The organism is Mycobacterium sp. SMC-2 (genome assembly GCF_025263485.1).
Lineage (GTDB): Bacteria > Actinomycetota > Actinomycetes > Mycobacteriales > Mycobacteriaceae > Mycobacterium.
Genome location: NZ_CP079863.1, coordinates 880,682 through 906,149 on the forward strand (window position 1 = coordinate 880,682; position 25,468 = coordinate 906,149).

The window sequence follows — 25,468 nt, forward strand, 5'->3', positions numbered from 1 at the left end:
GAAATGGTTTCGCAAGCACCTCGGTAGGTGAGGCGTCTGCGCGGACACAGGCCACTGACCCCGAACGTCGAGAGACGCCCCGGGTCAGGACAGCTCTTCCCGGACCCAAGGGTTGAGCCCAAGTGGCTTCCGGACGAAGTTCCGGATACGCCGTGCAGTGCCGAAGCTCCGGCGAGAGGGGTGCGATCGGCGGCACGGCCGCCGGCATTCGCTCCTCTCCCGCTCAGGTGACATGTGATGACACCCCCGTGTGTCGTGGCCGAGAGGAGGTGAGGGCGAGATGAGTCCGGGCGATAGTCCCTATGCGAAATCCGTCTTGTCCCGATCCGGTTCCGGCATTCGTTCTGCCGCTTGAGCTTTCGCGGTCAAATCGGCAATTCGCGCGCGTCGAAGCGCCCGCGAGCTGCCATTGCTTCCCGCATGACCTGAGCCGATCGGGCCTCCCCTAAGGAGAACATCATGGCTTTTATTGTCACGCAACGTATTACTGGTCGTACCGGTGGTCGCGGGCGGGCGTGGCTGCGGTCGGCGCGGCTGTTGGCCGGCAAGCTGCACGCGCGGACCGCCCTGACTCCCCAGGAGCGGGCCAACCTGTACGTGTCGCGGATGCCGATTGCGGTGGTCACGGCCTCATTGGGTGGGCACCCCTCGACCCGCAGTTAAACCGGTGACGGCCTGAGCACACCATGACCGCCGTCTCGTTTGAGGCGCGTCGGCCCGGCAGCCTCACTGTGAATCATTCGGTGGCAAAACCGTTTACCGAGGGGGTGCCGTGCCGAACGCGTCAGGCGACGACCTGTATGGGATCGCCCACGGTCACCTGATTGAAGTACCAGGCGGCGTTGTCGGGGCTGAGGTTGATGCAGCCATGACTCACGTTGGCGTAGCCCTGGGAGTCGACCGACCACGGTGCCGAGTGCACGTAGACGCCGCTCCAGGTGACGCGGACGGCGTACTGGGCGGTGATCTTGTATCCGTCCGGCGAACTGAGCGGGATGCCGATGGTCCTCGAGTCCATGACCACGGTGCGCTGCTTCTCCAGGGCGGTGAAGTTGCCGATCGGGGTGGGCCGGCTGGGCTTGCCCAGCGAGGCGGGCATGGTGCGCAGCACTTCACCGTTTCGGCTGACGGTGAAGGTGTGCCCGGAGATGCTGGCGACGCCGAGCAGCGCGTCTCCGGTGTCAAATCCCGTCGTCAGGGCCTGAATGCCGACCGAGACGTGGGTGTGTGCGGGCCAGTACCGGTTCGGCACCCATTGCACGACGTTGTCGTCGACCCATTCGAAGTGTCCGGGCGTGTTGCTCGGCGACGCGACATGGATGGACCGCTCGGCGGCGGCCCGATCGGCGACCGGTGCGGTGAACGTCACCACGACCGGGTGCGCCACACCCACCACCGCCCCGTCGGCCGGCAAAATCGAGGCAACGACCGGAGCGGGTTGCGGTAGCGGGACCGATGCTTGACTGCGGCCGGCCGATCCGACCAGGCCAATCGCTGTGATCGCGACCATAACAAACAGATAACGAACACCTCGACGCATAGCGTCCGCCCTTCGAGATGGTGCGATTGACACGACTGTATTCTACCGGGTGTTCCCTCGGTGCCACTTTCAGCAAACATTCGCGCACCCAATCCCGCCGGGCCTGGGCGCTAACCGCCGTCTCCGGGGCGGTCCCGTGGCGGCACAGCCACTTTGGCAACGCGCGCGCAATTCGGCCACGGCGCATCGGCTCACTGGGTTGGCTAGGGCGGGGCGACACGTTAGCCTCAGCAAAACTCCTTTAGGTCGTGGAGGTGCGGGTGCTCTTCCGACAACTGGAGTACTTCGTCGCGGTTGCTCAGGAGCGCCATTTCGCCCGGGCGGCTGAGAAGTGCTTTGTGTCCCAGCCCGCACTGTCCGCCGCGATCGCCAAGCTGGAGCGGGAACTGAACGTCACGCTGATCAATCGCGGGCACAGCTTCGAGGGCCTGACGCCGGAAGGCGAGCGACTGGTGGTGTGGGCCAGGCGGATTCTCGCCGAGCACGACGCCTTCAAGGCCGAGGTGCACGCGGTGAGGTCGGGCATCGCCGGGACGCTCCGGCTGGGTACCGTACCGTCTGCCTCGACCACGGCTTCTCTGGTGCTTTCGGCGTTTTGTAGTAGGCATCCATTGGCGAAGGTGCACATACGTTCTCGGCTGGCGGCCACTGAGTTATACCGGCGGCTGCGTGAATTCGAACTGGACGCTGCCATTCTTCAGGCGGCGCCCGACGACGCCCACGAAGTGCAGCTGGTGCCGCTCTACGAGGAGCGCTACGTGCTGCTCTCGCCGGCGGACATGCTGCCGTCCGGTGTGTCGACGATGACATGGCCCGAGGCCGCGCAGTTGCCGCTGGCACTGCTCACCGACGACATGCGGGACCGTCAGATCATCGACAAGGCATTCACCGGCCATGCCATCGTTGTCAGTCCACAGGTCGAAACCGATTCCGTCGCTTCGCTATTCGCGAAAGTCGCCACCGGAAATTGGGCGTGCATCGTACCGCACACCTGGTTGTGGACGTCGCCGCTGGGCCCGGCGGTTCGTGCGGTGGAGATGGTCGACCCGGTGGTCACAGCCGACATCGCCCTCGCCATCAACTCTGCCGGACCTGGCTCGCCGATCGCCCGCGCATTCGCCGCATCCGCCGCGGAGCTGTCGCTGAACGAGTTCTTCGACGCGCAGCTCTCCCGAATCACCCAGCGGAGCTGACCTTTGCCGGCTTGGCCGCGCTGGTCGGATTCAGACTGGCCAGATGCCCGCTTTCGACTCCCGCCGACGGGTCGAGCTCGCAATCGATGATCGACGGTCTCCGGGAGGCGATCGCCTCGGCCAGCGCCGATCGCAGCTCGGCTGGCGTGGTGACGTGATATCCCTTGCCGCCGAAGGCTTCCGCGATCAGCTCGTGGTGTGCGTGCGCGTTCAGGACGGTGGGGGCCGGGTCAGACCCGCTCGGTGCTTCGTCTCCGCGGTAGACGCCGCCGTTGTTGAGAATGACGACGGTCACCGGAAGCCGGTAGCGGCAGATGGTCTCCATTTCCATGCCGCTGAATCCGAATGCGCTGTCGCCCTCGATCGCCACCACGGGCTGCCCGGTCTCGACGGCGGCGGCGATGGCGTAGCCCATACCGATGCCCATGACGCCCCAGGTGCCCGTGTCGAGCCGGTGCCGCGGCAACTCCATGCCGATGACGTTGCGGGCCAGGTCCAGCGCGTTGGCTCCCTCGTTGACCACATAAACGTCCGGATTCTCCTGCAACACGGCGCGAATCGCGCCCAGCGCGTTGTAAAAGCGCATGGGGTGGGCGTCTTCGGCCAGCCGCTCGCGCATCTTTGCGTCGTTGCGGGCGGTGCGGTCGGCCAGCTCCTTGGTCCACTCGGCCGGCACGGTGATCGGGTGCGCTTCCACGCCGTCGCGCAACGCAGACATCACCGAGCCGATGTCGCCGACCAGTGGCGCCACGATCGGCTGATTGCTGTCGAATTCCGACGGCGCGATATCGACCTGCACGAATTTGGCGTCGGCCGACCACTGCGGTGAATCACCGTGGCCGAGTAGCCAGTTCAGCCGCGCGCCGACCAACAACACCGCGTCGGCGCGCGCGATCGCGAGCGAGCGCGCGGCGGCCGCGGATTGCGGGTGGGAGTCCGGCAGCAGCCCCTTGGCCATCGACATCGGCAGGAAGGGAATTCCGCTGGCCTCGACGAACTCCCGAATCTCGTTGTCGGCCTTAGCGTATGCCGCGCCCTTGCCGAGCACGATCAACGGTCGCTGCGCTTGCGCCAGCACCCGCAGCGCGCGATCGACCGCGTCCGGCACTGGCAGCTGCCGGGGTGCTGGGTCGACGATCCGCCAGATCGTGTCCGCCGCGGCGGCGGCGTCCAAGGCCTGCCCCAACACCTCACCAGGGATGTCGAGATAGACGCCGCCGGGACGGCCGGAGACCGCCGTGCGAATGGCGCGCGCCACGCCACGCCCGATGTCCTCGACCCGACCAATGCGATAGGCCGCCTTGGCGAACGGCCTTGCGGCGTTGAGCTGATCGATGTCTTGGTAGTCACCGCGCTGTAAGTCCACCATCGCGCGGTTGCTCGAACCGGAGATCTGAATCATCGGAAAGCAGTTCGTGGTGGCGTTGGCCAGCGCCGGCAGCGCGTTGAGGAAGCCGGGCCCGGAGGTGGTCAGGCAGACGCCTGGGCGGCGGGTGAGAAAGCCGGCGGCGGCCGCGGCGTTGCCCGCGGACGCTTCCTGACGAAAGCCGAAGTAGCGGATGCCCGACGCCTGCGCGACACGGGCGAAGTCGGTGATCGGGATGCCGACGATCCCGTAGATAGTGTCGACGTCGTTGGCCATGAGCGCGTCCACCACCAGATGGAAGCCGTCGATCAAACCCGTGGACTCTTGCGCTTGCCGGGGAGATGCCGAAACTTTTGCCATGGTGGCGATTCCTCGTGTCCGTGTGGTCGGCCGCTCGGCCGGCTGAGCGACCTCAGCCTTCACTCTGTCGCCAGTGCCCGCCGGTGTCCAAGAGTAGGCCGCTATCTCGTGATTGACGCCGCCTATCGCCGCTGGCTTCGCGCGGTTATGGCCGTGTCAATAGTCATCGCTTATCGATCGTGAGCTGATCGGTATTGGACGGGCATCACGCAGCGGCCGAATAGTCATTCGTGAGCGGCGAAGAAGCCCAGCACCGATCTGCAACAACCTCCTAGAGGAGACGATCCGATATGACACGACCGCAGACGCTCAGCGTGGAATACGACGAACTGATGGCCCGGGCCGACGAAATGGAACAACCGCTCCCCGCTATCCCCTCCACCAATCCGCCGGCGCCATGCGCCCTTTCATATGCCAATAGTGCTGCCGCACAACTCGCGCTGTCCGCCGACTCGATCCGGCTGTACCTGACGGGCTGCCAGCGGGAATGGAAGAGGCTCGCGAAATCCCTGCGGAATGCGGCCAAAGCCTATCGAGAGGTGGACGAGGGAGCCGCCGATTCCATGCACGACGAAGTTTCGGCGCAGGCTTCGATCCGCGGGGGCGCCGGACTTGCGGCCGACGGTGACTTCGACCAGCATGCGGCGTGGACAGCGCCCCCGCCGGTGCCGCCGCCAGCGCCCTTCGATGACCAGTACTACGAGGTCAGGCGGGCCACAATGGATATCGAAGCCGGCGACCAGGGCGCGGCGTGCCAGGAGTTTGCCCACGACTGGGACGCTTTCCAGCGAGCGCTCCAACGAGTGACCTACCGGTTCCGCCCGTTCAACTCGTGGGAGGGGGACGCGAGGACGGCCGTCGAGCAAAACTTCGAACTGCATCGGCAGTGGATACTTTCGATGGTGAATTTGTGCTGCACGCTCAGAGACCAGGCGATGCAAATCGTCGACGCCCAGAAACAGCTTCGGGCTCCCACCGGATTGGCCGCGAGGGATGAGAACGGAAATTATCTCAACCCGGAAGAACACCCCGGTCCCGTGGATGTATCGACTTGCGACACCTGGTACGCGGACGCCGTGCGGTTGAATCTGCAAGATTGGGTGGACACGGCGATCAACTGGTACGCAAAAATGCAGGTGCAGTCGGAGGGTGCCCTGAAGTTGTACTCCACCAACACCTCATTAGTGCCGCTGAACCCGAGTATGTTCCCGACCGCCGCCGCAGTCGTACCGGGCAATAGCGACGGTGATCGCGGTTTACCCACTGATGGGCTGCCCTGGGACGACGGCCTTCTCGACCCGAGCGACATGCCCATGGCGCCTGAGGCCGGGATGCCGACGACGCCCTCGATGCCGACGATGCCGACGGCGCCCCAGACGCCGGCCGATGCCATGGCAGGCAAGTCATCCGCCGCGACCGCGCTGCGCCCCTCGACCGGGTCGGGCGTCAAAGCGGCGTCGTTGGGAGGCGGCGGAATTGGCGGGGGCGCCCCTTCGGCGCCGTTGCAGCCCTGGGCGGTCTCCGACGGGGCGTCAGGACCCTCCGGTGCGGGACCGGGCGCCGCGGCGGCGGGCCTGGGCCGCGGACTTCCGGGCGCGGGCGGCGGCATGGGTGGCGGCATGGGTGGCATGGCCCCCATGGGCCCCGGCGGCCGTGACGAAAACGGCAAGGGCAAGCGCGTGCAATCCGACGAGCAGGCGCTCTATACCGAGCGGCGGGCCTGGACGGAGGGAATCATCGGTCAGCGCCGTCAGAACAGCTCACGCGACAAGTAGGGAATGAAGCCACCGGCCGTGGACATAGTCGTAGATCGGCCCCTCGTTTGCATCGATCCCCTTGGTCACCGGTTGGTTTGCCTGGATTCGGTCAGGGCGACGGTGCTCTTAGTTCATTTGTCTCAGAGGAACGTGAGGTGTTAGCAAGGCATGGAACGCACGGGTGCTCTACCCAGTCCAACCGGAAGGAACGCGGCGATGGGTTCTGAGGCGATCATCGGCGCCGATGTCACGGAGACCGCGGGCCCGCGCATCGCCGATCTGGTCCAGGAGGCGGCGGGCCGGTCACCGGATGCGCCCGCCCTTGTCGCCGGCCCGGATCGGATACCGGTCAGCTACCGGGAGCTGCTCCGGCTGGTGGACGACCTCGCCGGGCAGTTCCAGCGGGGCGGGCTGCAGGCGGGCGATCGCGTCGCGCTGCGCTCCGGAAGCAATGCGGAATTCGTCGTCGGGCTGCTGGCGGCCTCGCGAGCCGACCTGGTGGCGGTCCCGCTGGATCCCGCCCTACCGATCGGCGAGCAACGCGCCCGCGGCGAGGCCGTGGGGGCCCGAGCGGTGCTCGTCGACGGTGACGCACCTGACGGCCAAGCGGACTTTCCGTGGTGGCCCCTGGCGGTGAGCATCGGCGACGCCCCGACGGTCGTGCTCGACGCGACCGCGGCACCGGCGCAACGCTTTTCGACACCGGAGGGTTTGCGCGACGACGACGCCATGATCATGTTCACCGGCGGCACCACCGGGGTGCCGAAGATGGTGCCGTGGACGCGCGCCAACATCGCCGCCTCGGTGCGGGCCATCATCGCCGGATACGCTCTTGGCCCCGGGGACGCCACGGTGGCGGTGATGCCGCTCTACCACGGTCACGGCCTGCTGGCCGCGCTGCTGGCAACCCTGGTGTCCGGCGGCGCGGTGTTGCTGCCGGCGCGCGGACGGTTCTCGGCACACACCTTCTGGGACGACATCGCCGCCGTCCGCGCCACCTGGTACACGGCGGTGCCGACGATTCATCAGATCCTCCTGGAGCGGGCCAGAACCGACCGACCGGGCCGCGCCGCGTTGCGGTTCATCCGCAGTTGCAGCGCCCCCCTCACCGCCGAAACGGCCCAGGAACTGCAGGACACCTTCTCGGCCCCGGTGGTGTGCGCCTTCGGCATGACCGAAGCAACCCACCAGGTGGCGACGACCGAGATCGGCAACACCGAAAACCCCGCTGCGACGGCGGGTCTCGTGGGCCGCTCGACGGGACCCGAGATCCGGATCGTGGGGTCCGACGGCCGGCCCGTGCCCGCGGGAGGGGTCGGCGAGGTGTGGCTGCACGGCCCCACCGTGGTGCGCGGCTACCTCGGCGACCCTGCGATCACCGCCGCCAATTTCACCGACGGCTGGCTGCGCACCGGTGACCTGGGAACGTTGTCCGCGGCCGGCGAACTGATCATCCGCGGCCGGATCAAGGAACTCATCAACCGGGGCGGGGAGAAGATCTCCCCGGAACGCGTGGAGGGCGTGCTGGGCAGCCATCCCGACGTGCTGGAGGTGGCCGTCTTCGGGGTGCCCGACAAGCTGTACGGCGAGACGGTGGCCGCGGTGATCGTTCCCCGGGGATCCGCGGCACCGACCGCGGACCAACTCGCGGCGTTCGGCCGCGACCGGCTGGCCCCCTTCGAGGTGCCGGCCAGCTTCCAGCAGGCGGCGAAGCTACCGCACACCGCGAAGGGCTCGCTGGACCGCCGCGCCGTCGCCGAGCAGTTCGGTGGTGGGGCGTGACCGATCAGACGGTGGCCTTCACCCGGGTGGCCGCGGATTCCGGCATCGGTTCATAGCGGGCGAAGGTGCGGGTGAACGACGCGGCCCCGTGAGCGAGTGAACGCAAGTCGATCGCGTAGCGCGTCAACTCCACCTGGGGCACCTCGGCTTTGACCAGCGTGCGCTCGTTGCCCACGGTGTCGGTGCCGAGCACCCGGCCGCGCCGACCCGACAGGTCGCCCATCACCGCACCGACGAAGTGGTCGGGTACCAGCACCGAGATTTCGTCGATGGGTTCGAGCAGGCTCACCTTCGTCGCGCCGGCCGCCTCGCGCAGCGCCAGGGCGCCCGCCGCCTGGAACGCGAAGTCCGACGAGTCCACGCTGTGGGCCTTGCCGTCGAGCAGGGTCACCCGGATGTCGACGACGGGGTAACCGGCGTGCACGCCCTTTTCCATCTGAGCGCGCACACCCTTCTCCACGCTCGGGATGAATTGCCGCGGCACCGCCCCGCCGACCACCTTGTCGAGGAACTCGAATCCGGAGCCCTCCGGCAGCGGCTCCACTTCGATGTCGCAGACCGCGTACTGGCCATGCCCGCCCGACTGCTTGATGTGGCGGCCGTGCCCTTTTGCTTTGCCGCTGAAGGTTTCTCGCAGCGGGACGCGGAGTTCGACCGTGTCCACGGTGACGCCGTACCGGTTGGCCAGCGCATCGAGGACGACGCCGGCGTGGGCCTCACCCATGCACCACAGCACGATCTGGTGCGTTTCCTGATTCTGCTCGATCCGCAGCGTCGGGTCCTCGGCGGCCAGCCGCCCCAGCCCGACCGACAATTTGTCTTCGTCGGTCTTGGCATGCGCCTGAATGGCCACCGGCAACAGCGGCTCCGGCATGGTCCAGGGCTTGAGAACCAGGGGCTCGGCCTTGTCCGAGAGGGTGTCGCCGGTCTCGGCCCGGCTCAGCTTGCCGATCGCGCAGATGTCGCCCGCCACCACGGAGGCCGCGGGGCGCTGCTGCTTACCCAGCGGGAAGGACAGGACTCCGACGCGTTCGTCCTCGTCGTGGTCGGGATGGGTGTTGCCGTTCCCGTTGACCGCGCCGAAGAACGACGCAAAATGGCCCGACACATGAACCGTCGTGTCGGGCCTGATGGTCCCGGAGAACACCCGGACCAGGCTCAGCCTGCCGACGTAGGGGTCCGACGTCGTCTTCACCACCTCGGCGAGCAGTGGCGCGTTCGGGTCGCAGGTCAGCGTCGCGTGCGGAGCGCCCTGCGGCGTAAACACCTCCGGGAGTGGGTGTTCCATCGGCGACGGAAATCCGCGCGTGGCGACCTCCAGCAATTCCAGGGTGCCGACGCCGGTGCTGCTGCATACCGGGATCACCGGGAAGAACGACCCCCGGGCGACGGCCCGCTCCAGGTCTTCGATGAGCACCGCTTCATCGATGGCCTCGCCGCCGAGGTAGCGATCCATCAGCGACTCGTCCTCGGATTCCTCGATGATGCCCTCGATCAGGGTCCCGCGCGACTCCTCGACCCGGCCGGCGTCGGAGGGATCGGGCGGCTGCATGGTCCGCTTGCCGTCGGAGTAGCGGTAGCGCGTCTGCGACAGCAACCCGATCAGGCCGTCGCACGACGGCAGGCCGGTCGGCAGGTAGAGCGGTAACACCTTGTCGCCGAACGCATTCTGCGCGGCGGTCAGCGCCTCGAAGTAGTTGGCCCGGGTATGGTCGAGCTTGGTGATCACCACCGCGCGCGGCATGCCGACCTGGTCGCATTCCTGCCACAGCAATTTGGTGGGTTCGTCGACGCCCTCGTTGGCAGCGATCACGAACAGCGCGCAATCCGCGGCGCGCAACCCGGCCCGCAACTCGCCGACGAAATCGGCATAGCCGGGCGTGTCGATCAGGTTGATCTTGATGCCGTCGTGCGCCAGCGAGGCCACGGCGAGGCCGACGGACCGCTGTTGGCGGATCTCAGCCTCCTCGTAGTCGCAGACGGTGCTGCCGTCGGTGACGGAGCCGGCTCTGGTCAGCACCCCGCCGGCGACCAACAGCGCCTCGACCAGGGTGGTCTTGCCGCCGCCCGAGGGGCCCACCAGGACGATGTTGCGCACATCGCCGGGACCCTTCGCGGTGGGAGCGGCCGCCGCGCCCTGCGGTGCATTCGCCTTGTCCGCCATGACGTTCCTCCAGTTCTCCCTGGTCGCGCCTGCCAGCGGTGCGCCCAGTGCGGTGCGCCCTAGCTCACAGGATGCACAAGCAACTTTTCCCCCAACCGCGGCCCAACACAAGGCCACGGGGCGGCGAATAGCGCGCCCCCGTCAGGCGTGCCAGCTCGACCAGCGGCGCACCGCGATCGCGATCACCGGCCCGTTCAGCGGAACGGATTGGTACTGAGGGTATTTCGCGCGCAGAAGCCGGTGTCCACAATCCATCGCCGCCCCGTCGGTATGGATGGTGGCCGCACCGTCGACCCGCACCCACCACAACCGGGTCCAATCTTCGGCGTAATGGTCGACGAGCAGGCTAACGTGGGGGTTCCGTTCGATGTTCGCCAGCCGCCGCAGCCGCCGCGTCGTCTTAGGTTTCGCGTCCACGGCTGTGTACACCACGTCGGAATCCTGAGCGACCGCGAATACCACCGGCACCAGGTGGGGGAGACCGTCGGGCGTGATCGTGGCCAGTCGGGCCACCTGGGATCGGGTCAGCCTGGCCCTGGGGTCGAATTCACCCACCGTGTCAGCCTAGGCGCCGAACGGAACCTTGCCACTGCCATGAATAGCTACCTGCATTACGGTTATACACATACCATTGTGCCGCCCAGAACCGCACGGCCGGGACAGTTTGGTGTTACCGCGATGCAGGAGGGTGACGGGATGAGCAAATCGCACCAGCGCTCGGTCTGGTGGTCATGGTTGGTCAGCGTGCTGGCTGTGGTCGGCCTGGGCCTGGGCTTGGGCTTCGGTTTGGGCACCGTGCCCGCGACCGCATCGCCATTCATCCAGCCACAGGCGCCTCTGGACCCGGCGGCACTGGTCGGGCAGGTGGGGCCGCAAGTGGTCAACATCAGCACCAAGTTCGGCTACAACAACGCGGTGGGCGCAGGAACCGGCATCGTCATCGACCCCAACGGTGTCGTGCTGACCAACAACCACGTGATCTCGGGCGCGACGGACATCAGCGCGTTCGACGTCGGCAACGGGCAGACCTACGCCGTCGACGTGATCGGTTACGACCGCACGCAGGACATCGCGGTGCTCCAGCTCCGCGGCGCGGCCGGCCTTCCGACCGCGGCCATCGGCGGTGGGGTCTCGGTGGGCGAGCCGGTCGTCGCGATGGGCAACGCCGGGGGCCAGGGCGGAACACCCAGCGCGGTGTCCGGAAAGGTGATCGCGCTCAACCAGAGCGTCTCGGCGACCGACACCCTGACCGGCGCGAACGAGTCGCTGGGCGGGCTGATCCAGGCCGACACGCCGATCAGGCCCGGTGACTCCGGCGGCCCGCTGGTCAACAACGCCGGGCAGGTGATCGGCGTGAACACCGCCGCCACCGACAACTACAAGATGTCGGGCGGCGGGCAGGGCTTCGCCATCCCGATCGGCCACGCGATGGGCGTGGCCGGGCAGATCAGGTCGGGTGCCGGCTCGAACACCGTGCACATCGGCCCGACCGCGTTCCTTGGTCTGGGGGTGACCGACAACGGCAACGGTGCGCGCGTCGAACGCGTGGTCACCTCCGGTCCCGCGGCGGCAGCCGGGATCTCCCCCGGCGACGTGATCACCGGTGTCGACAACGTCCCGATCAACGGCGCCACTGCGATGACGGAGGTGCTCGTGCCGCACCACCCGGGGGACACCATCGCGGTGCACTACCGCGATGGCGGGGGCGGCGAGCGCACCACGAACGTGACGCTGGCCGAAGGGCCTCCGGCCTGACACCCGCGTCGAAAATGCGCGACTGGCAGTCAATCCTGTTGCACCCAGGCATTTTTCGTCACAAGTCGCGAGGCGTGATTTCGAATGTCGCGCCTCGGGTACCCGTGGCAGCGTGGATTTGATGAACGACGCAAGAGAAGCTGTCGAGCACCATCCCGCAGGGGGCAGCCATGTTCAGGACGGTGTCGTCGAGCACCCCGAGTCCGACGACTTCGACAAGGCCGCCGCGCTACCTACCGACCCGACGTGGTTCAAGCACGCCGTTTTCTACGAGGTGCTGGTCCGGGCGTTCTTCGACGCCAACGCAGACGGGTCGGGTGACCTGCTCGGGCTCCTGGGGCAGCTGGACTACTTGCAGTGGCTGGGCATCGACTGCATCTGGCTGCCGCCGTTCTACGATTCGCCACTCCGCGACGGCGGTTACGACATCCGCGACTTCTACAAGGTGCTGCCCGAGTTCGGCACCGTCGAGGATTTCGTCGCGCTGCTCAACGCAGCGCACGAGCGGGGCATCCGGGTCATCACCGACCTGGTGATGAACCACACCTCGGAGTCGCACCCGTGGTTCCAGGAATCGCGGCACGACCCCGACGGCCCCTATGGGGACTTCTACGTGTGGAGCGACACCAGCGAGCGCTACACCGACGCCCGGATCATCTTCGTCGACACCGAGGAGTCCAACTGGACCTTCGATCCGGTGCGCCGCCAGTTCTACTGGCACCGGTTCTTCTCGCACCAGCCGGACCTGAACTATGACAACCCGGCCGTGCAGGAAGCCATGATCGACGTCATCCGCTTCTGGCTGGGCCTGGGCATCGACGGGTTCCGGTTGGACGCGGTGCCCTACCTGTTCGAGCGGGAGGGCACCAACTGCGAGAACCTGCCCGAGACGCACGCCTTCTTGAGGCGCGTCCGCAAGGTGGTCGACGACGAGTTTCCAGGGCGCGTGTTGCTGGCCGAGGCCAACCAGTGGCCCGCCGACGTGGTGGAGTACTTCGGCGACCCCACCACCGGCGGCGACGAATGCCACATGGCGTTCCACTTCCCGCTGATGCCGCGCATCTTTATGGCGGTGCGCCGGGAATCGCGAATTCCGATCTCGGAGATTTTGGCGCAAACGCCGGAAATCCCCGACATGGCGCAATGGGGAATCTTCCTGCGCAACCACGACGAGCTGACGCTGGAGATGGTCACCGACGAAGAACGCGACTACATGTACGCCGAGTACGCCAAGGACCCGCGGATGAAGGCGAACGTCGGGATCCGGCGCCGCCTGGCGCCGCTGCTGGACAACGACCGCAACCAGATCGAGCTGTTCACCGCGCTGCTGCTGTCGCTGCCCGGTTCGCCGGTCCTGTACTACGGCGACGAGATCGGCATGGGCGACGTCATCTGGTTGGGGGATCGCGACGGGGTGCGCACCCCGATGCAATGGACACCGGACCGCAACGCCGGGTTCTCGAAGGCCAACCCGGGCCGGCTGTACCTGCCGGCCAGCCAGGATTCCGTCTATGGCTATCAGGCCGTCAACGTTGAGGCGCAACGCGACACGTCCACGTCGCTGCTCAACTTCACGCGCGTGATGCTGGCCGTGCGGCGCCGCCACGAGGCCTTCGCGATCGGCACATTCGAGGAGTTGGGCGGGTCCAACCCCTCGGTGCTGGCGTTCGTGCGCCAGGCCCCCGATGGCGGCGACACGGTGTTGTGCGTCAACAACCTGTCGCGGTTCCCGCAGCCGATCGAGCTCAACCTGCAGCACTGGAGCGGTTGCACGCCTGTGGAACTGACCGGACACGTCGAATTCCCACGGATCGGGCATTTGCCCTACCTGCTGACATTGCCGGGACATGGCTTCTACTGGTTCCAGCTGACCGCTTGCGAGGAGGACACATGACCGCGCCGGCGACGATGCAGAACGACGATGCAGAACGAAGTGGTGAAGAGGAGCGGCGCACATGACTGAGCCAGCCAAATTGCCCTGGTCGGACTGGCTTCCACAGCAACGGTGGTACGCCGGACGCAACCGGGAGCTGACCTCGGCCGAGGCCGCCGTGGTCGTCCCGCTCAGCGATGACCTCGACCTGGTCCTGGTCGACGCCCAATACGCGGACGGCTCGTCAGAGCGCTACCAGGTGATCGTGCGGTGGGATATCGCGCCGGTCTCCGAGTACAGCACCGTGGCCACCATCGGCGCGGCCGGCGACCGCACCGGTTTCGACGGCCTGTACGACACCGACGCGCCGCAGTTCCTGCTGTCCCTGATCGACTCGTCGGCCGTTCGTGCGGCGTCCGGCACCGAGGTGAGGTTCGTCAAGGAACCCGACGTCGAGCTGCCGCTGGAGGCGTTGCCGCACGTCTCCGACGCCGAACAGAGCAACACCAGCGTCATCTTTGACCGCGACGCGATCCTCAAGGCGTTCCGTCGCGTCAGCAGCGGCATCAACCCAGACATCGAACTGAACCGGGTGCTGGGACGGGCCGGCAACCCGCACGTGGCCCGGCTGCTCGGCACCTACGAGATGACCGGCGAGAACGGCGCCCTCGACGCGGCGTGGCCCCTGGGCATGGTGACCGAATTCGCATCCAACGCCGCGGAGGGGTGGGCCATGGCTACCGCCAGCGTTCGCGACCTGTTCGCGGAGGGCGACCTTTATGCCCACGAAGTCGGCGGTGACTTCGCCGGTGAGTCCTGCCGGCTCGGCGAGGCCGTGGCGTCCGTGCACGCCACCTTGGCCGAATCCCTCGGAACGGCGCAGGCGGCCTTCCCGGTCGACACCGTGCTGGCGCGGCTGTCGACGACCGTGGCGAAGGTGCCCGAGCTGCAGGAGTACGCGGCGACCATCGAGGAGCGGTTCGCCAAACTCGCGGGCGAGCCGATCACCGTCCAGCGGGTGCACGGCGACCTGCACCTCGGTCAGGTGCTGCGGACGCCCGAAAGCTGGCTGCTGATCGACTTCGAGGGGGAACCGGGGCAGCCGCTCGATGAGCGCCGGGCGCCGGATTCACCGTTGCGCGACGTGGCCGGCGTGCTGCGGTCCTTCGAATACGCCGCATACGGACAGCTGGTGGACCAGGCGGCCGACAAGCAACTGGCCGCTCGGGCGCGGGAGTGGGTCGAGCGCAACCGGACCGCGTTTTGCGAGGGCTACGCCGCCGCGGCGGGGACCGACCCGCGCGATTCGGCCGCGCTGCTGGCCGCCTACGAGCTCGACAAGGCCGTGTACGAGGCCGGCTATGAGGCGCGGCACCGGCCCAGCTGGCTGCCGATCCCGCTGCGCTCCATCGCCCGCATCACGGCCGCCTAGCGTTTCTCCGCCGCGCTGCGCGTGCCGCTGGTGTCTGACAGCATGTGCGTGTGGGGAATGAAACGTTCAACAGCGAGGCACGGTTGTCGTGGGTGCTGGCGGCGCTCGCGGGTGTGGTGGGCGCGATCTCATTTACCCACTCCGCCGGGTACTTCGTGGTTTTCGTCACCGGCAATGCCCAACGCGCCGTGCTCGGGTATTTCACCGACGAAGTGTGGCTTGCCGCAAGTGCCGGGCTGCTCATCGTCGCGTTCGTCGCCGGCGTGGTCGTTGCGTCACTGTGTCGGCGATTTTTCTGGGTCGACCATCCGCACGGCCCGACCGTGCTGACCACCTTCAGCCTGCTGGCGGCGACCGTCGTGGACCTTTTCAGTGAGGGCTGGCAAGCGAATTTACTCGACTTCGCGCCGATAGTGCTGATGGCCTTCGGTACCGGGGCGTTGAACACCTCGTTCGTCAAGGACGGCGAGGTCTCGGTGCCGTTGAGCTATGTGACCGGCACGACCGTCAAGATGGGTCAGGGCATCGAACGTCACATGGCCGGCGGTGGAAGCGCCTCGGACTGGCTCGGTTACTTTCTGCTGCTGGCCAGCTTCATGGTCGGCGCCACGGTGGGCGGCTTCATCAGCGTGGTCGTCAACGGGACGTGGATGCTGGTGATCGCGACGGTCGTGTGCGCGCTGACGACCGCTTACACGTACTTTCACCAGGACCGCCGAGCGCTGCTGCTGGAAGCCGAGTCGGCCAAAAAGCAACGGCAGAAGCGCTGACCGGTGCGCTACTGCCGCTGCTGGCTTGGTGGGTTCAGGCGGTCGGTTGCGCCGGCTGTGCCGGTTGCGCCGGCTGCGCCGGTTGGGTGGTGGTGTTGCTGGCCAGCAGCACCTGCTGGATGTCGGGCTTCATGGCCACCAACTGCTGGTTCCAGTAGGGCCACGAGTGGGTCCCGTTGGCCGGGAAGTTGAACGTCCCGTTGCGTCCGCCCGCGGCCACGTAGTTGTTCTGGAACTGCTGGTTGGTGCGCAGCGTGAGGCCTTCCAGGAACTTGGCCGGCATGTTGTCGCCGCCCAGGTCGCTCGGGGTCCCGTTGCCGCAGTACACCCAGATCCGGGTGTTGTTGGCGACCAGCCGCGGGATCTGGACCATTGGGTCGTTGCGCTTCCACGCGGGGTCGGTGGACGGACCCCACATGCTGTTGGCGTTGTAGCCACCCGAGTCGTTCATCGCCAGCCCGATCAGCGTCGGCCACCAGCCCTCGGACGGGTTGAGGAAGCCCGACAGCGAGGCGGCGTAGGGGAACTGCTGCGGGTAGTACGCGGCCAGGATCAGGGCGGAGCCGCCGGACATCGACAGGCCCACCGCGGCATTGCCGGTCGGCGAGATCTGCTTGTTGGCCTGCAGCCACAGCGGCATCTCCTGGGTCAGGAACGTCTCCCACTTGTAGGTGTAGTTCTGCCCGTTGCCCGACGACGGCTGGTACCAGTTGCTGTAGAAGCTGGACTGGCCGCCGACCGGCATCACCACCGACAGGCCGGATTGGTAGAACTCCTCGAAGGCGGGGGTGTTGATGTCCCAGCCGTTGTAGTCGTCCTGGGCGCGCAAACCGTCGAGCAGGTACACCGCGTGGGGCCCGCCGCCCTCGAACTGGACTTTGATGTTGCGGCCCATCGACGGTGACGGCACCTCCAGGTATTCCACCGGAAGCCCCGGCTTCGAGAACGCCCCCGCGGTAGCCGAGCCGCCGACGGCAGTGACGAGGCCGGACATCAGGGCAGCCCCCATAGCTGCGACCGCCAGTTGGCGCGGCATGGTTGCCGCGGCGCCGCGCAACTTCCGCAACTCTGAAAAGAACTTCATAGCTCTCTACCCATCCCAACTTTCGTCTGCCGCGTGCCGCGGTCGAATGCCTTCGCTGGGCAGTGAAACACGGGGGGAGGGGCCAAATCCCCTGTCAGGGCCGGAGCTTCAGATCGCGGTTGGCTAACGATTGGGACTCGGCCGCGAATCGTTGCATTCGGGTCCGATCGGCGATCGAAACCGGGCGCGGGCTTGCCCTAGGCGACGAGCCGGCGCAACAGCGTTGAGGCCGTGACGATTCCGAGCACCGCCGCCACCACCAGCACCACGATGTCCATCGGGTTGAAGGGCATGCCGATGAGCAGTCCCCGCAAGGCGTTGACCTCGTAGCTGAGGGGGTCGATCCGGCTGAGCGCGTGCAGCCATGCCGGCATCACGTCGACCGGGTACAACGCGTTGGAGGCGAAGAACAACGGCATCGTGATGGCTTGGCCGATTCCCATCAGGCGATCGCGCCTGAGTACCAGCCCGGCCAGCGTCATCGACGGGCAGGCGAAGAACGCGGCACCGAGCATGACGACGGCCATCGCCGCGATGATCCGCATTACGCCGACCACCTGCGCGACCGAGCGCACCCCCGTTACCTAGGGAGGCGATGCAGGACCACGTCGGCCAGCGTCCCGTTGTCGACGTGGCCGGTCATGTAGGTGCAGAACGGCTGCCGGCGGCGATCCGTGGGCGAGCCCGGATTGAGCAGACGCAACCCGGTGCCGGTGCTGGTGTCCCAGGGGGTGTGGCTGTGCCCGAACACCAGGACCTGGGTGTCGGGGTACAGCCGGGACATGCGGCCCTCGCGACCGGCCGCCGCGCCGGTCTCGTGGACGACCGTGAAACGCACACCGGCCAGGGTCACGTCGGCCCGTTCCGGCAGCCGCGCCCGCAACGCGGGGCCGTCGTTGTTTCCCCAGCAGGCCACCAACCGGGCCGACCTGCTTTCGAGTTCGTCGAGCAGTTCGGGCACGACCCAGTCGCCGGCATGCACGACGACGTCGGCCGCGTCCACCTCATCCCACACCCGGGCCGGCAGGTCCCGGGCCCGTGCCGGGACGTGGGTATCGGAAATCAGCAGCAGCCGCACAGCCCCATCTTGCGCGGTCTCTCACACCCCGGCTTTATGGAGCCGGACGGTTGGCGCATCGGCCTGCTCACCCAGCAGAAGGGAACGGACGAGGCGACGCGGACCGTAGGGCCGGAGCATCGAGCTGGCCGGGCGGGGCCGCACGCGCAGCGGCCACCAGAACCAACGCCCTAGCAGCGCCGCGATCGACGGCGTCATCAACGAGCGCACGATCAACGTGTCGAACAGCAGGCCGAGGCCAATCGTGCTGCCGGCCTGGCCGATCGAGCGCAGGTCGCTGGCGACCATCGACATCATCGTGAAGGCGAACACCAGCCCCGCGGCCGTCACGACGCTGCCGGTCTCCCCCATCGAGCGGATGATGCCGGTCCTCAGCCCCGCGCCGATCTCCTCCTGGAACCGTGACACCAGCAGCAGGTTGTAGTCGGACCCGACGGCCAGCAGGATGATCAACCCGAACACCGGTGCGATCCAGTTCAACTCCAGGCCGAGTAGGTGCTGCCACACCAGCACCGAAAGGCCGAACGCGGCACCGAGCGACAGCAGCACCGTCCCGACGATCACCACGGACGCGACCAGGGCCCGCGTGATCATCACCATGACCGCGAAAATCAGTGTCAGAGCGGCGATCCCGACGATCAGCAAATCGAATTGAGAGCCCGCCTGGATGTCGCGGTAGATCGCCGCCGTCCCGGCGAGATAGAACTTGGCACCGGTCAGGGTCGTCCCCTTCACCGCCTGATGCGCGGCGGCCAGTTCCGGCATGACCGCGGCGATGCCCGCTGGCGTCGCCGGGTCCGCGTCATGGGTGATGATGAAACGTGCGGCCTTACCGTCCGGCGACAGGAAGAGTTTCAGGCCGCGCTGGAAGTCGGGATTCTGGAACGCTTCCGGGGGCAGGTAGAAGTAGTCACCACTCCTGGAGGCGTCGAAGGCCTGACCCATCGCGCTCGCCGTATCGGTCATCTGGGCCATTTGCGTGACCAGACCCGAGAAGCTGCTGTGCATCGTGAGCAGCGTGCCCTGCATCGACTTCGCGACGGCGATCATCGGCGGGAACTCGGCGAGCAACTGAGGAAATATCGCGTCGATGTCGTTCATGTCGCTGATCAGCGTGCGCATGTTCTCGCTGAACTTGTCCACACCATCGATCGCCTCGAACACCGATCTCGAAGCCCAGCAGACCGGGATGTTGAAACAGTGTGGTTCCCAATACAAGTAGTTACGGAACGGTCTGGCGAAATCGTCGAAGTCCGCCAGGTGGTCTCTCATCTCGTTCAGCGTGGACTGCATGTCGCCCATGTCGCCGACCATGCGGTGGGTCGTGCTGCTCATCCGGCCCAGCAGACCCTGCATCCGCTCCATCGAGCCGATCATGGCGCCGAGATCGTCGCTCATCTTGAGCATGTCGGCGGTGCGGTCCTTCATGAATCGGAGGTTCTGCTGGATCGGAATCGACTGGGCGCTGATCTGGAAGGGTATCGACGTGTGCTCGATTGGGCCGCCCAGCGGCCGGGTGATGCTCTGCACCATCGCGATTCCCGGCGAGCGGAAGACATCTTTGGCAAGCCTGTCGAGAATGATCATGTCGCCGCTGTTCCGCATGTCGTGATCGCTCTCGATCATGAGGATATCGGGATTCATTGTCGCGGCGCTGAAATGGCGCTCCGCGGCGGCATATCCGACATTCGACGGAAGGTGATGGGGTATGTAGTAGCGGTCGTTGAAGCTGATCTTCATACTCGGCATGATCAGGATGCCGACGATCGCGATGGCCAACGAGGCCGCGAACACCGGAGCTGGCCAGCGCACCGTGGCGGTGCCGATGCGCCGCCACCCACGCGTCTTGATCGTCCGCCTCGGGTCGAGCAGACCGAATCGGCTCGCCACGGCGACGACGGCCGGCGCCGCGGTCATAGCTCCGGCGACGACGACGAGCAATCCCAGGGCGGACGGAATGCCCAGTGCCTTGAAATAGGACAGCCGCGCCAGGTGGAGGCAGAAGGTGGCTCCGGCGATGGTCAACCCCGAGCCCAGGACGATGTGCGAGGTCCCGCGGAACATCGTGTACCAGGCGGTTTCTCGGTCCTGGCCGGCGTGACGGGCCTCCTGGTACCGGCCGATGAGAAAGATGGCGTAATCGGTTCCCGCCGCAATGGCCAGGGACGACAGCATGGCGACGACGAACGTCGAGAATCCCAACAGCTCGTTGTTCCCGAGAAGCGCGACGAGCCCTCTGGCCGTGCCCATCTCGAAACCGACCATGACGAGCACCAGGAGCACCGTGCTGATGGAACGGTAGGCGATGAAGAGCATGATCATGATGACCACGCCGGTCACGCCCATCATCTTGAACATGCTCTTGTCGGCGGCCTCGTTCATGTCGGTCGTCAGCGGTGCCGGGCCGGTGACGTAGACCTTGAGCCCCTTGGGGGGTTCGGACTTGTCGACGATCTTCCGTACCGCGTCGACCGACTTGTTGCCCACGGTGCTGCCCTGATCGCCTGCCAGGTTGAGTTGGACGTAGGCGGCTTTGCCGTCGCGGCTTTGGACGCCGGCGGCGGTGAGCGGGTCTCCCCAGACGTTCTGCACGTGCTGCACGTGCTTGCGGTCGGCCTGCAACTTTTTCACCAGGCCGTCGTAATAGCGGTGCGCCTGGTCGCCCAGCTGTTTGTCGCTCTCGAGGACGATCATTGCGATGCTGTCCGAGTCTGACTCGTGGAACGTCGCGCCGATGCGCTTGGCCGCGATCATCGCCGGCGCGTCTTGCGGCGACATCGTCACGGCGTGGTTTCGAGCGACCGATTCGATCGGCGGCACAAGCACATTCAGCGCCACGGTCAGTAGTAGCCATCCGATGATGATGGGCCACGCGAACCTGCGGACGAACCGCATGAACCTGGGGCGGGCGTCGTTGTCGGTGTTCATCCGGCTTTGACCAGACACGAGGTTTGGGCGTGGCGTCCCGCCGAGGATCGCTCGTCCTTGAGTTCACCGTTGACGGTGATCCGGCACCCGATGTCGTCGCTGTTGCCTTGCGCCACCAGGCTGGCGATCACGGCCGGCACGGTCGTGGTGACCGTGAGGGTCCACGGCAGGGCGGTGAAGTCCACCTGTTGCGGCTGAGCGTTCTTGTCGAGGTAGCTCACGCTTCCCGTTGCGCCGCTGGGCCCGTAGACCTCGTAGGTCACCCGCTTGATATGCGAGGGCTCGAGTGGTTCGGCGCTGCTGCCCGTCGCGGTGAAGATCGCGTCGGAGCCGAAAACGCCGCGGAGCCGTTCGACGGCGACGCCGCCGAGGGCAACCGCCACCACGACGACGAGCGGCATCCAAGCCCGTTTGAGAAATGTGGACACTGACGTTCCTTCCCCTTGTGACCTGGTCGTCCTAGTACGGAGTCTCAGCCCGCATCGCGGCGCTCAATAGGGCCATTTGGCCCGCACCTGCGGGTCGGCGAGCACACGTGACAGTCGCCGCGTGGCCGGGTATCCGTGAGCCGAGCCTTTACCCGCCGACGAAGTTATACCATACCCCCAGGGGTATGAACCGTCGGCGGTGGATACCCCGCCCGGTATGGTATGAATGAGTCATGGCAAACGAAGTTCACGGCAGTCACGACCCTGGCGACATGGATGCCGTCCTCGCCCGGTTGCGTCGAGCGCACGGTCAGCTCGGGGGGGTCATCGGGATGATCGAGCAGGGGCGCGGCTGTAAAGACGTCGTCACCCAGCTTGCCGCGGTGTCGCGGGCTCTGGATCGTGCCGGCTTCAAGATCATCGCCTCGGGGTTGCGGGAGTGCATCGTGCGGCCGGAGGGTGGTCCCAGTGACGGGCCGGCCGTGTCGATCGATGAGCTGGAAAAACTGTTCCTGAGCCTGGCCTGACGCTTGCGCCTGAGAGAGGGAAGACCCAATGGACCGACAGAAGGTGACCATGTGGTTGGACCCGGTGTGCCCGTTCTCATGGCACACCGCACGGTGGCTACGCGCCGTCGCCGAGAAGACCGGCGTCGCGGTCGATTGGCAGCTGATGAGCTTGGCGGTGCTCAACGAGGGACGAGAACTCCCGCCCCCTCAGCAGGCCCGCATGCGCGACTCGCGACAAGTCGGCCGGCTGATGGCGGCCATAGCGCGGGAAAAGGGCGCCGCCGGGTGGGCCGACGCGTACTTCGCCTTCGGTGAGCGGTACTTCGACCGCTCCGAACCCCTCGATGACAGTCTGATAGCCCACGTTCTGGCCGTCGCGGGTGTCCGCGACACCATCGCTGCGGCCGTTGCGGACGCGTCCCTGGACGAACCCATACGGAGTGGGCATCAGGCGGCGCAGGACGCGCTCGGGGAAACCGGGGGCAGCCCGATTCTGGGGATCGACGGGCACGCCTTCTTCGGGCCGGTCCTGACCGGCTTGCCCGATGCGGCGACCTCGATCGCACTTTTCGACGCGGTCGCGACCTTGGCCGCGGTTCCGCAGTTCGCCCAACTGCAGCGGCCGCGCGCCGCGGCTTAGTTCTCGGCCGTTTGACTCGTTCGATACCGGAAACAGGAGGAAAGAAATGACATCAGGATTGAGCACCACGTTGCACACCTCGTTCGAGGAAGCGGTGAAGCGGACGACGGAAGCTTTGGCCGAGCAGGGTTTCGGCGTGCTGACCACCATCGACGTCAAAGCCACGCTCAAACAAAAGCTCGGGGAGGACATGGAGAACTACCTCATCCTGGGAGCCTGCAACCCGACTTTGGCGCACCGCGCGCTGGGCATTCACCGGGAGATCGGCCAGTTACTGCCGTGCAACGTGGTGGTGCGAGCCGATCCTGACAGCGCAGACGATGCGGTTCTCGTCGAGGCGATGGATCCCCAACTGATGGTGAAGGTGACGGGCGAGCAGGGGGCCTTGCAGGACGTCGCGGACCAGGCCGCCGCCAAACTGCAAGCCGCGATCGGCGCGCTCGGGTCACCCGTGTCTTGACCGCCGGTTTGGGTCGAGCGGCCCGTGACACGCGGCCGCTCGACAGCTGAAAAGTAGTCGTGTCGGCTCTTCCAGCTTTGATGTTGACGAAATTGACCGCACCGGCGCTCGTGGTGGCGCTTTCACCCATACCGGTTGTGGTGGCGCTGGTTCTGCTCATTCACAACGATCGGCCTTACTCGTCGAGCGTCGCGTACTTGCTGGGCAGGCTGGCGTCACTGACCGTGCTCGCTGCGGGATTCATGCAATTCCCCCGATGGTTCGACGATCTGATGGGACCCGCACCGCCGTGGGCTGATTGGGTGGTTGTGGGTGTGGGTTCGTGGCATTCGGTGCGCGGTTGTGGTGGCGACGGGCCCACTCCGTGGACCGGCCGGGGTGGGACCGTGGCGTGGGCAGGATAACGCCCACAGTGGCAGTCGCGATCGGGATGTTTCCCATGTTGGCAAACCCGAAAGTGCTCGCCGCCAGTGCGGCGGTCGGAACGGAGATCGCCACCGTCCGATTGACCACCGTCAGCGCCGGGATGGCGGTGGCTTACTATGCCGTCCTGGCGAATTCGACTGTCGCCGCTCCTATCCTGGCTTACTTGGTCGTCGGGGTCCCCAGCTCGAACGGATCGGGCGCTGGATTCAGGACCGGCACCGGGCGCTCACGGCCACAGCCGTAGTGTTGGTCGGCTTTGCAGTGCTGCTATACGGCTTCTCATAGAGAGTGTCAGCCGCGTTGACTGCGTGCCTCGGCGCCCGTTTCGCCGGCGTCAAATGTGTCGTCGGAGCCGGCCGCACCAACGTAGGAGCCGTCGTCTTCACCTGCGGCAGCCCGCGAACGTGTCTCGTGCACTTCGGGTTCGACATCTGACTCGGCCTTGTGGCCCTTGGGGTCTGGCATGGTCGTGCTCCTTTCCAACGTTCACACTTGAGTTCCCCCGGCCGTCGCCGCGAAACGCCCTCGCCGGTAGCGCCCCAGGAAGTCGAGCAGAGCGTCGTTGAATTGGTCGGGGTGGCTGATCTGGCACCCGTGCGGCCCGTCGGGGATCGCCCGCAGCTCGCTGCCGGGGATCGATTCGTGTGTGCGTCGGGTGGAACCGTCGAAGGGAACCGACGCGTCCCCCTCGCCGTGAATGATCAGTGCCGGCACCGACACCCGCGTTAGGTCGTCACGGAAGTCCGTACCGGCCCACGCGGCCATGCACGCCAGTGACGCTTCCCTACTCGCCTGTTTGCACAGTGCGATCGGTTGGCTGCGGGTGTCGTCGCTGACGCGCAATTTGCCATTGGCGAAGAAGAATTCGGTCATCTGCTGGTCATAGAAGGCGTCTTGGTCCTTGAGGAACGCCGCGTCGCCTTGGCTGTGTATTCCTTGGTCAGCGGGCCGTCCGGGTTGTCGCCGGTGTGCAGCATGTACGGGGTCACGGAGGACGCGAAGACCACGCTGCGCACGCGGTCAGCGCCATAGGACGAGATGTACCGCGCAATCTCGCCACCGCCCATAAAGGAGCCCACCAAGCCGACGTCGTGCAGGCCGAGGGCCTCGATCAGGGTGTGCAGGTCTTCGGCCAGGGTGTCGTACGTATAGCCGGTCAGCGGTTTGTCACTGCGACCGAAACGTCGCCGATCGTAGGTGACCGCGCGGTAGCCCGCCGCGTGCAGCACGGGGACCTGCGCCGACCACGCTTGGCCCGAGAGCGGCCACGAGTGCCTTTGAAAAGCCCATGGTGTGCGGTGACATTGGGCATACACAGTTACCTTTCCCTTTGCGGCGAAGCCAACGTCCTCAGCGGCGACTACCCTCCCGGTCCGCAGACAAACCGCGTGGGCGGATGGCGATGCCCGATACCCCCGGCGCTATTGTTACCACCCGAAGCCAAGGAGAGATTTTCTATGCGCACCTTCGAATCAGTGGCCGACCTTGCTGCCGCGACCGGCGAGACGATCGGGCACAGCGACTGGGTCACCATCACCCAGGACGACGTCAACCTTTTCGCCGATGCGACCGGAGATCACCAGTGGATCCACGTCGACCCCGAACGCGCGGCCGCCGGGCCGTTCGGCGGGACCATCGCCCACGGTTTCATGACCCTGGCATTGCTGCCCCGCCTGCAGCACCAGATCTACACCGTCAAAGGCATCAAGCTGGCGATCAACTACGGCCTCAACAAGGTTCGCTTTCCCGCCCCGGTGCTGGTCGGCTCCCGGGTGCGCGCGCAGACGTCGCTGGTCAGTGTCGACGACGTCGGGAACGGCGCGGTGCAGGCGACCATGTCGACGACGATCGAGATCGAAGGCTCGCCCAAGCCGGCGTGTGTGGCCGAAAGCATCGTCCGCTACATCAGCTGACCCATCTACT

25 protein-coding genes, 1 pseudogene and 1 riboswitch are annotated in these 25,468 nt (G+C 66.4%); of the genes and pseudogenes, 14 read left to right on the plus strand and 12 right to left on the minus strand.

The window, feature by feature from the left end; translation table 11 throughout:
- Nucleotides 1-12 precede the first annotated feature (12 nt).
- A riboswitch (M-box (ykoK) riboswitch) is annotated at nt 13-187 on the plus strand.
- 272 nt (nt 188-459) lie between these two features.
- Nucleotides 460-663, plus strand: coding sequence for a hypothetical protein (locus KXD96_RS04175; protein ID WP_260745596.1), 204 nt, complete (start codon nt 460-462; stop codon nt 661-663).
- Between the two features lie 121 nt (nt 664-784).
- On the opposite strand, the gene KXD96_RS04180 is transcribed toward KXD96_RS04175, so the two are convergent.
- The gene (locus KXD96_RS04180; RefSeq protein ID WP_260743106.1) at nt 785-1,540 is read right to left on the minus strand and encodes a L,D-transpeptidase family protein; all 756 of its coding nucleotides are present in this window, start codon (nt 1,538-1,540) and stop codon (nt 785-787) included.
- A 260-nt stretch (nt 1,541-1,800) separates the two neighbouring features.
- On the opposite strand from KXD96_RS04180, the gene KXD96_RS04185 reads away from it, so the two are divergent.
- On the plus strand, nt 1,801-2,733 hold the full coding sequence (locus KXD96_RS04185; RefSeq protein WP_260745202.1) for a LysR family transcriptional regulator: 933 nt from the start codon (nt 1,801-1,803) through the stop codon (nt 2,731-2,733).
- Here the strand turns inward: KXD96_RS04185 and oxc are convergent.
- Nucleotides 2,717-4,459: an oxalyl-CoA decarboxylase gene (gene oxc, locus KXD96_RS04190; protein WP_260743107.1), complete on the minus strand. Its 1,743-nt coding sequence runs from the start codon at nt 4,457-4,459 to the stop codon at nt 2,717-2,719. The genes KXD96_RS04185 and oxc overlap by 17 nt on opposite strands.
- 290 nt (nt 4,460-4,749) lie before the next feature.
- Between oxc and KXD96_RS04195 the strand changes: the two genes are divergently transcribed.
- Complete coding sequence (locus KXD96_RS04195) at nt 4,750-6,234, plus strand: PPE domain-containing protein (RefSeq protein ID WP_260743109.1); 1,485 nt, start codon at nt 4,750-4,752, stop codon at nt 6,232-6,234.
- Between the two features lie 198 nt (nt 6,235-6,432).
- A complete protein-coding gene (locus KXD96_RS04200) occupies nt 6,433-7,998 on the plus strand; it encodes a FadD7 family fatty acid--CoA ligase (protein ID WP_260743110.1) in 1,566 nt (521 codons plus the stop codon).
- A gap of 4 nt (nt 7,999-8,002) precedes the next feature.
- Here the strand turns inward: KXD96_RS04200 and KXD96_RS04205 are convergent, their stop codons facing one another.
- Together KXD96_RS04205 and KXD96_RS04210 are read right to left on the minus strand one after the other, a co-directional pair.
- The gene (locus KXD96_RS04205) at nt 8,003-10,162 is read right to left on the minus strand and encodes an elongation factor G-like protein EF-G2 (protein ID WP_260743112.1); all 2,160 of its coding nucleotides are present in this window, start codon (nt 10,160-10,162) and stop codon (nt 8,003-8,005) included.
- A gap of 141 nt (nt 10,163-10,303) precedes the next feature.
- Nucleotides 10,304-10,717, minus strand: a complete 414-nt coding sequence (locus KXD96_RS04210; protein WP_260743113.1) for a TIGR03668 family PPOX class F420-dependent oxidoreductase — start codon at nt 10,715-10,717, stop codon at nt 10,304-10,306.
- A gap of 141 nt (nt 10,718-10,858) precedes the next feature.
- Here KXD96_RS04210 and KXD96_RS04215 point away from each other — a divergent pair, with 141 nt between their 5' ends.
- The 4 genes from KXD96_RS04215 to KXD96_RS04230 all read left to right on the plus strand — a co-directional run bounded on the left by KXD96_RS04215 (nt 10,859) and on the right by KXD96_RS04230 (nt 15,992).
- Nucleotides 10,859-11,917: a S1C family serine protease gene (locus KXD96_RS04215; RefSeq protein ID WP_260743115.1), complete on the plus strand. Its 1,059-nt coding sequence runs from the start codon at nt 10,859-10,861 to the stop codon at nt 11,915-11,917.
- A gap of 121 nt (nt 11,918-12,038) precedes the next feature.
- The gene (treS, locus tag KXD96_RS04220) at nt 12,039-13,811 is read left to right on the plus strand and encodes a maltose alpha-D-glucosyltransferase (RefSeq protein ID WP_260743116.1); all 1,773 of its coding nucleotides are present in this window, start codon (nt 12,039-12,041) and stop codon (nt 13,809-13,811) included.
- A 61-nt stretch (nt 13,812-13,872) separates the two neighbouring features.
- Nucleotides 13,873-15,222: a maltokinase N-terminal cap-like domain-containing protein gene (locus KXD96_RS04225; protein WP_260743118.1), complete on the plus strand. Its 1,350-nt coding sequence runs from the start codon at nt 13,873-13,875 to the stop codon at nt 15,220-15,222.
- 50 nt (nt 15,223-15,272) lie between these two features.
- A complete protein-coding gene (locus tag KXD96_RS04230) occupies nt 15,273-15,992 on the plus strand; it encodes a YoaK family protein (protein ID WP_260743119.1) in 720 nt (239 codons plus the stop codon).
- A gap of 34 nt (nt 15,993-16,026) precedes the next feature.
- On the opposite strand, the gene ag85C is transcribed toward KXD96_RS04230, so the two are convergent.
- From ag85C to KXD96_RS04255, 5 genes and pseudogenes are all read right to left on the minus strand, one after another.
- Nucleotides 16,027-17,076 carry a diacylglycerol acyltransferase/mycolyltransferase Ag85C gene (gene ag85C, locus KXD96_RS04235; protein WP_260743121.1) on the minus strand — a complete coding sequence of 350 codons (1,050 nt, stop codon included), beginning with the start codon at nt 17,074-17,076 and terminating at the stop codon, nt 16,027-16,029.
- Nucleotides 17,077-17,273: 197 nt separating this feature from the next.
- Nucleotides 17,274-17,654 (minus strand): annotated as a pseudogene (locus KXD96_RS04240) (ABC transporter permease); the annotation flags it as partial.
- A 2-nt stretch (nt 17,655-17,656) separates the two neighbouring features.
- Nucleotides 17,657-18,154, minus strand: coding sequence for a metallophosphoesterase (locus tag KXD96_RS04245; protein WP_260743122.1), 498 nt, complete (start codon nt 18,152-18,154; stop codon nt 17,657-17,659).
- Nucleotides 18,155-18,175: 21 nt separating this feature from the next.
- The gene (locus KXD96_RS04250; protein ID WP_260743123.1) at nt 18,176-21,082 is read right to left on the minus strand and encodes an RND family transporter; all 2,907 of its coding nucleotides are present in this window, start codon (nt 21,080-21,082) and stop codon (nt 18,176-18,178) included.
- Entirely contained in the window at nt 21,079-21,483 is a 405-nt protein-coding gene (locus KXD96_RS04255) for an MmpS family protein (RefSeq protein WP_260745203.1), read from the minus strand. Before KXD96_RS04255 ends, KXD96_RS04250 begins: the two co-directional genes overlap by 4 nt.
- Nucleotides 21,484-21,743: 260 nt before the next feature.
- On the opposite strand from KXD96_RS04255, the gene KXD96_RS04260 reads away from it, so the two are divergent.
- The 5 genes from KXD96_RS04260 to KXD96_RS28715 all read left to right on the plus strand — a co-directional run bounded on the left by KXD96_RS04260 (nt 21,744) and on the right by KXD96_RS28715 (nt 23,789).
- The gene (locus KXD96_RS04260) at nt 21,744-22,037 is read left to right on the plus strand and encodes a metal-sensitive transcriptional regulator (RefSeq protein ID WP_260743124.1); all 294 of its coding nucleotides are present in this window, start codon (nt 21,744-21,746) and stop codon (nt 22,035-22,037) included.
- A 28-nt stretch (nt 22,038-22,065) separates the two neighbouring features.
- The gene (locus KXD96_RS04265; RefSeq protein ID WP_260743125.1) at nt 22,066-22,659 is read left to right on the plus strand and encodes a DsbA family protein; all 594 of its coding nucleotides are present in this window, start codon (nt 22,066-22,068) and stop codon (nt 22,657-22,659) included.
- A 46-nt stretch (nt 22,660-22,705) separates the two neighbouring features.
- Nucleotides 22,706-23,119: a DUF302 domain-containing protein gene (locus tag KXD96_RS04270; protein ID WP_260743126.1), complete on the plus strand. Its 414-nt coding sequence runs from the start codon at nt 22,706-22,708 to the stop codon at nt 23,117-23,119.
- Between the two features lie 92 nt (nt 23,120-23,211).
- Nucleotides 23,212-23,523 (plus strand): GAP family protein, encoded by a 312-nt coding sequence (locus KXD96_RS04275; RefSeq protein ID WP_260743127.1) that lies wholly within the window; start codon nt 23,212-23,214, stop codon nt 23,521-23,523.
- On the plus strand, nt 23,484-23,789 hold the full coding sequence (locus KXD96_RS28715) for a hypothetical protein (protein ID WP_396878700.1): 306 nt from the start codon (nt 23,484-23,486) through the stop codon (nt 23,787-23,789). Before KXD96_RS04275 ends, KXD96_RS28715 begins: the two co-directional genes overlap by 40 nt.
- A 47-nt stretch (nt 23,790-23,836) precedes the next feature.
- On the opposite strand, the gene KXD96_RS04280 is transcribed toward KXD96_RS28715, so the two are convergent.
- Genes KXD96_RS04280 through KXD96_RS28725 form a run of 3 tightly spaced genes read right to left on the minus strand, consistent with a single transcriptional unit; the run spans nt 23,837 to nt 24,774 of the window.
- A complete protein-coding gene (locus tag KXD96_RS04280) occupies nt 23,837-24,010 on the minus strand; it encodes a hypothetical protein (protein WP_260743128.1) in 174 nt (57 codons plus the stop codon).
- Nucleotides 24,011-24,031: 21 nt separating this feature from the next.
- Nucleotides 24,032-24,418 carry an alpha/beta fold hydrolase gene (locus tag KXD96_RS28720; protein WP_260743129.1) on the minus strand — a complete coding sequence of 129 codons (387 nt, stop codon included), beginning with the start codon at nt 24,416-24,418 and terminating at the stop codon, nt 24,032-24,034.
- The gene (locus tag KXD96_RS28725) at nt 24,415-24,774 is read right to left on the minus strand and encodes an alpha/beta hydrolase (protein ID WP_260743130.1); all 360 of its coding nucleotides are present in this window, start codon (nt 24,772-24,774) and stop codon (nt 24,415-24,417) included. Before KXD96_RS28725 ends, KXD96_RS28720 begins: the two co-directional genes overlap by 4 nt.
- A gap of 228 nt (nt 24,775-25,002) precedes the next feature.
- Here KXD96_RS28725 and KXD96_RS04295 point away from each other — a divergent pair, with 228 nt between their 5' ends.
- Entirely contained in the window at nt 25,003-25,458 is a 456-nt protein-coding gene (locus tag KXD96_RS04295; protein ID WP_260743131.1) for a MaoC family dehydratase, read from the plus strand.
- Nucleotides 25,459-25,468 lie beyond the last annotated feature (10 nt).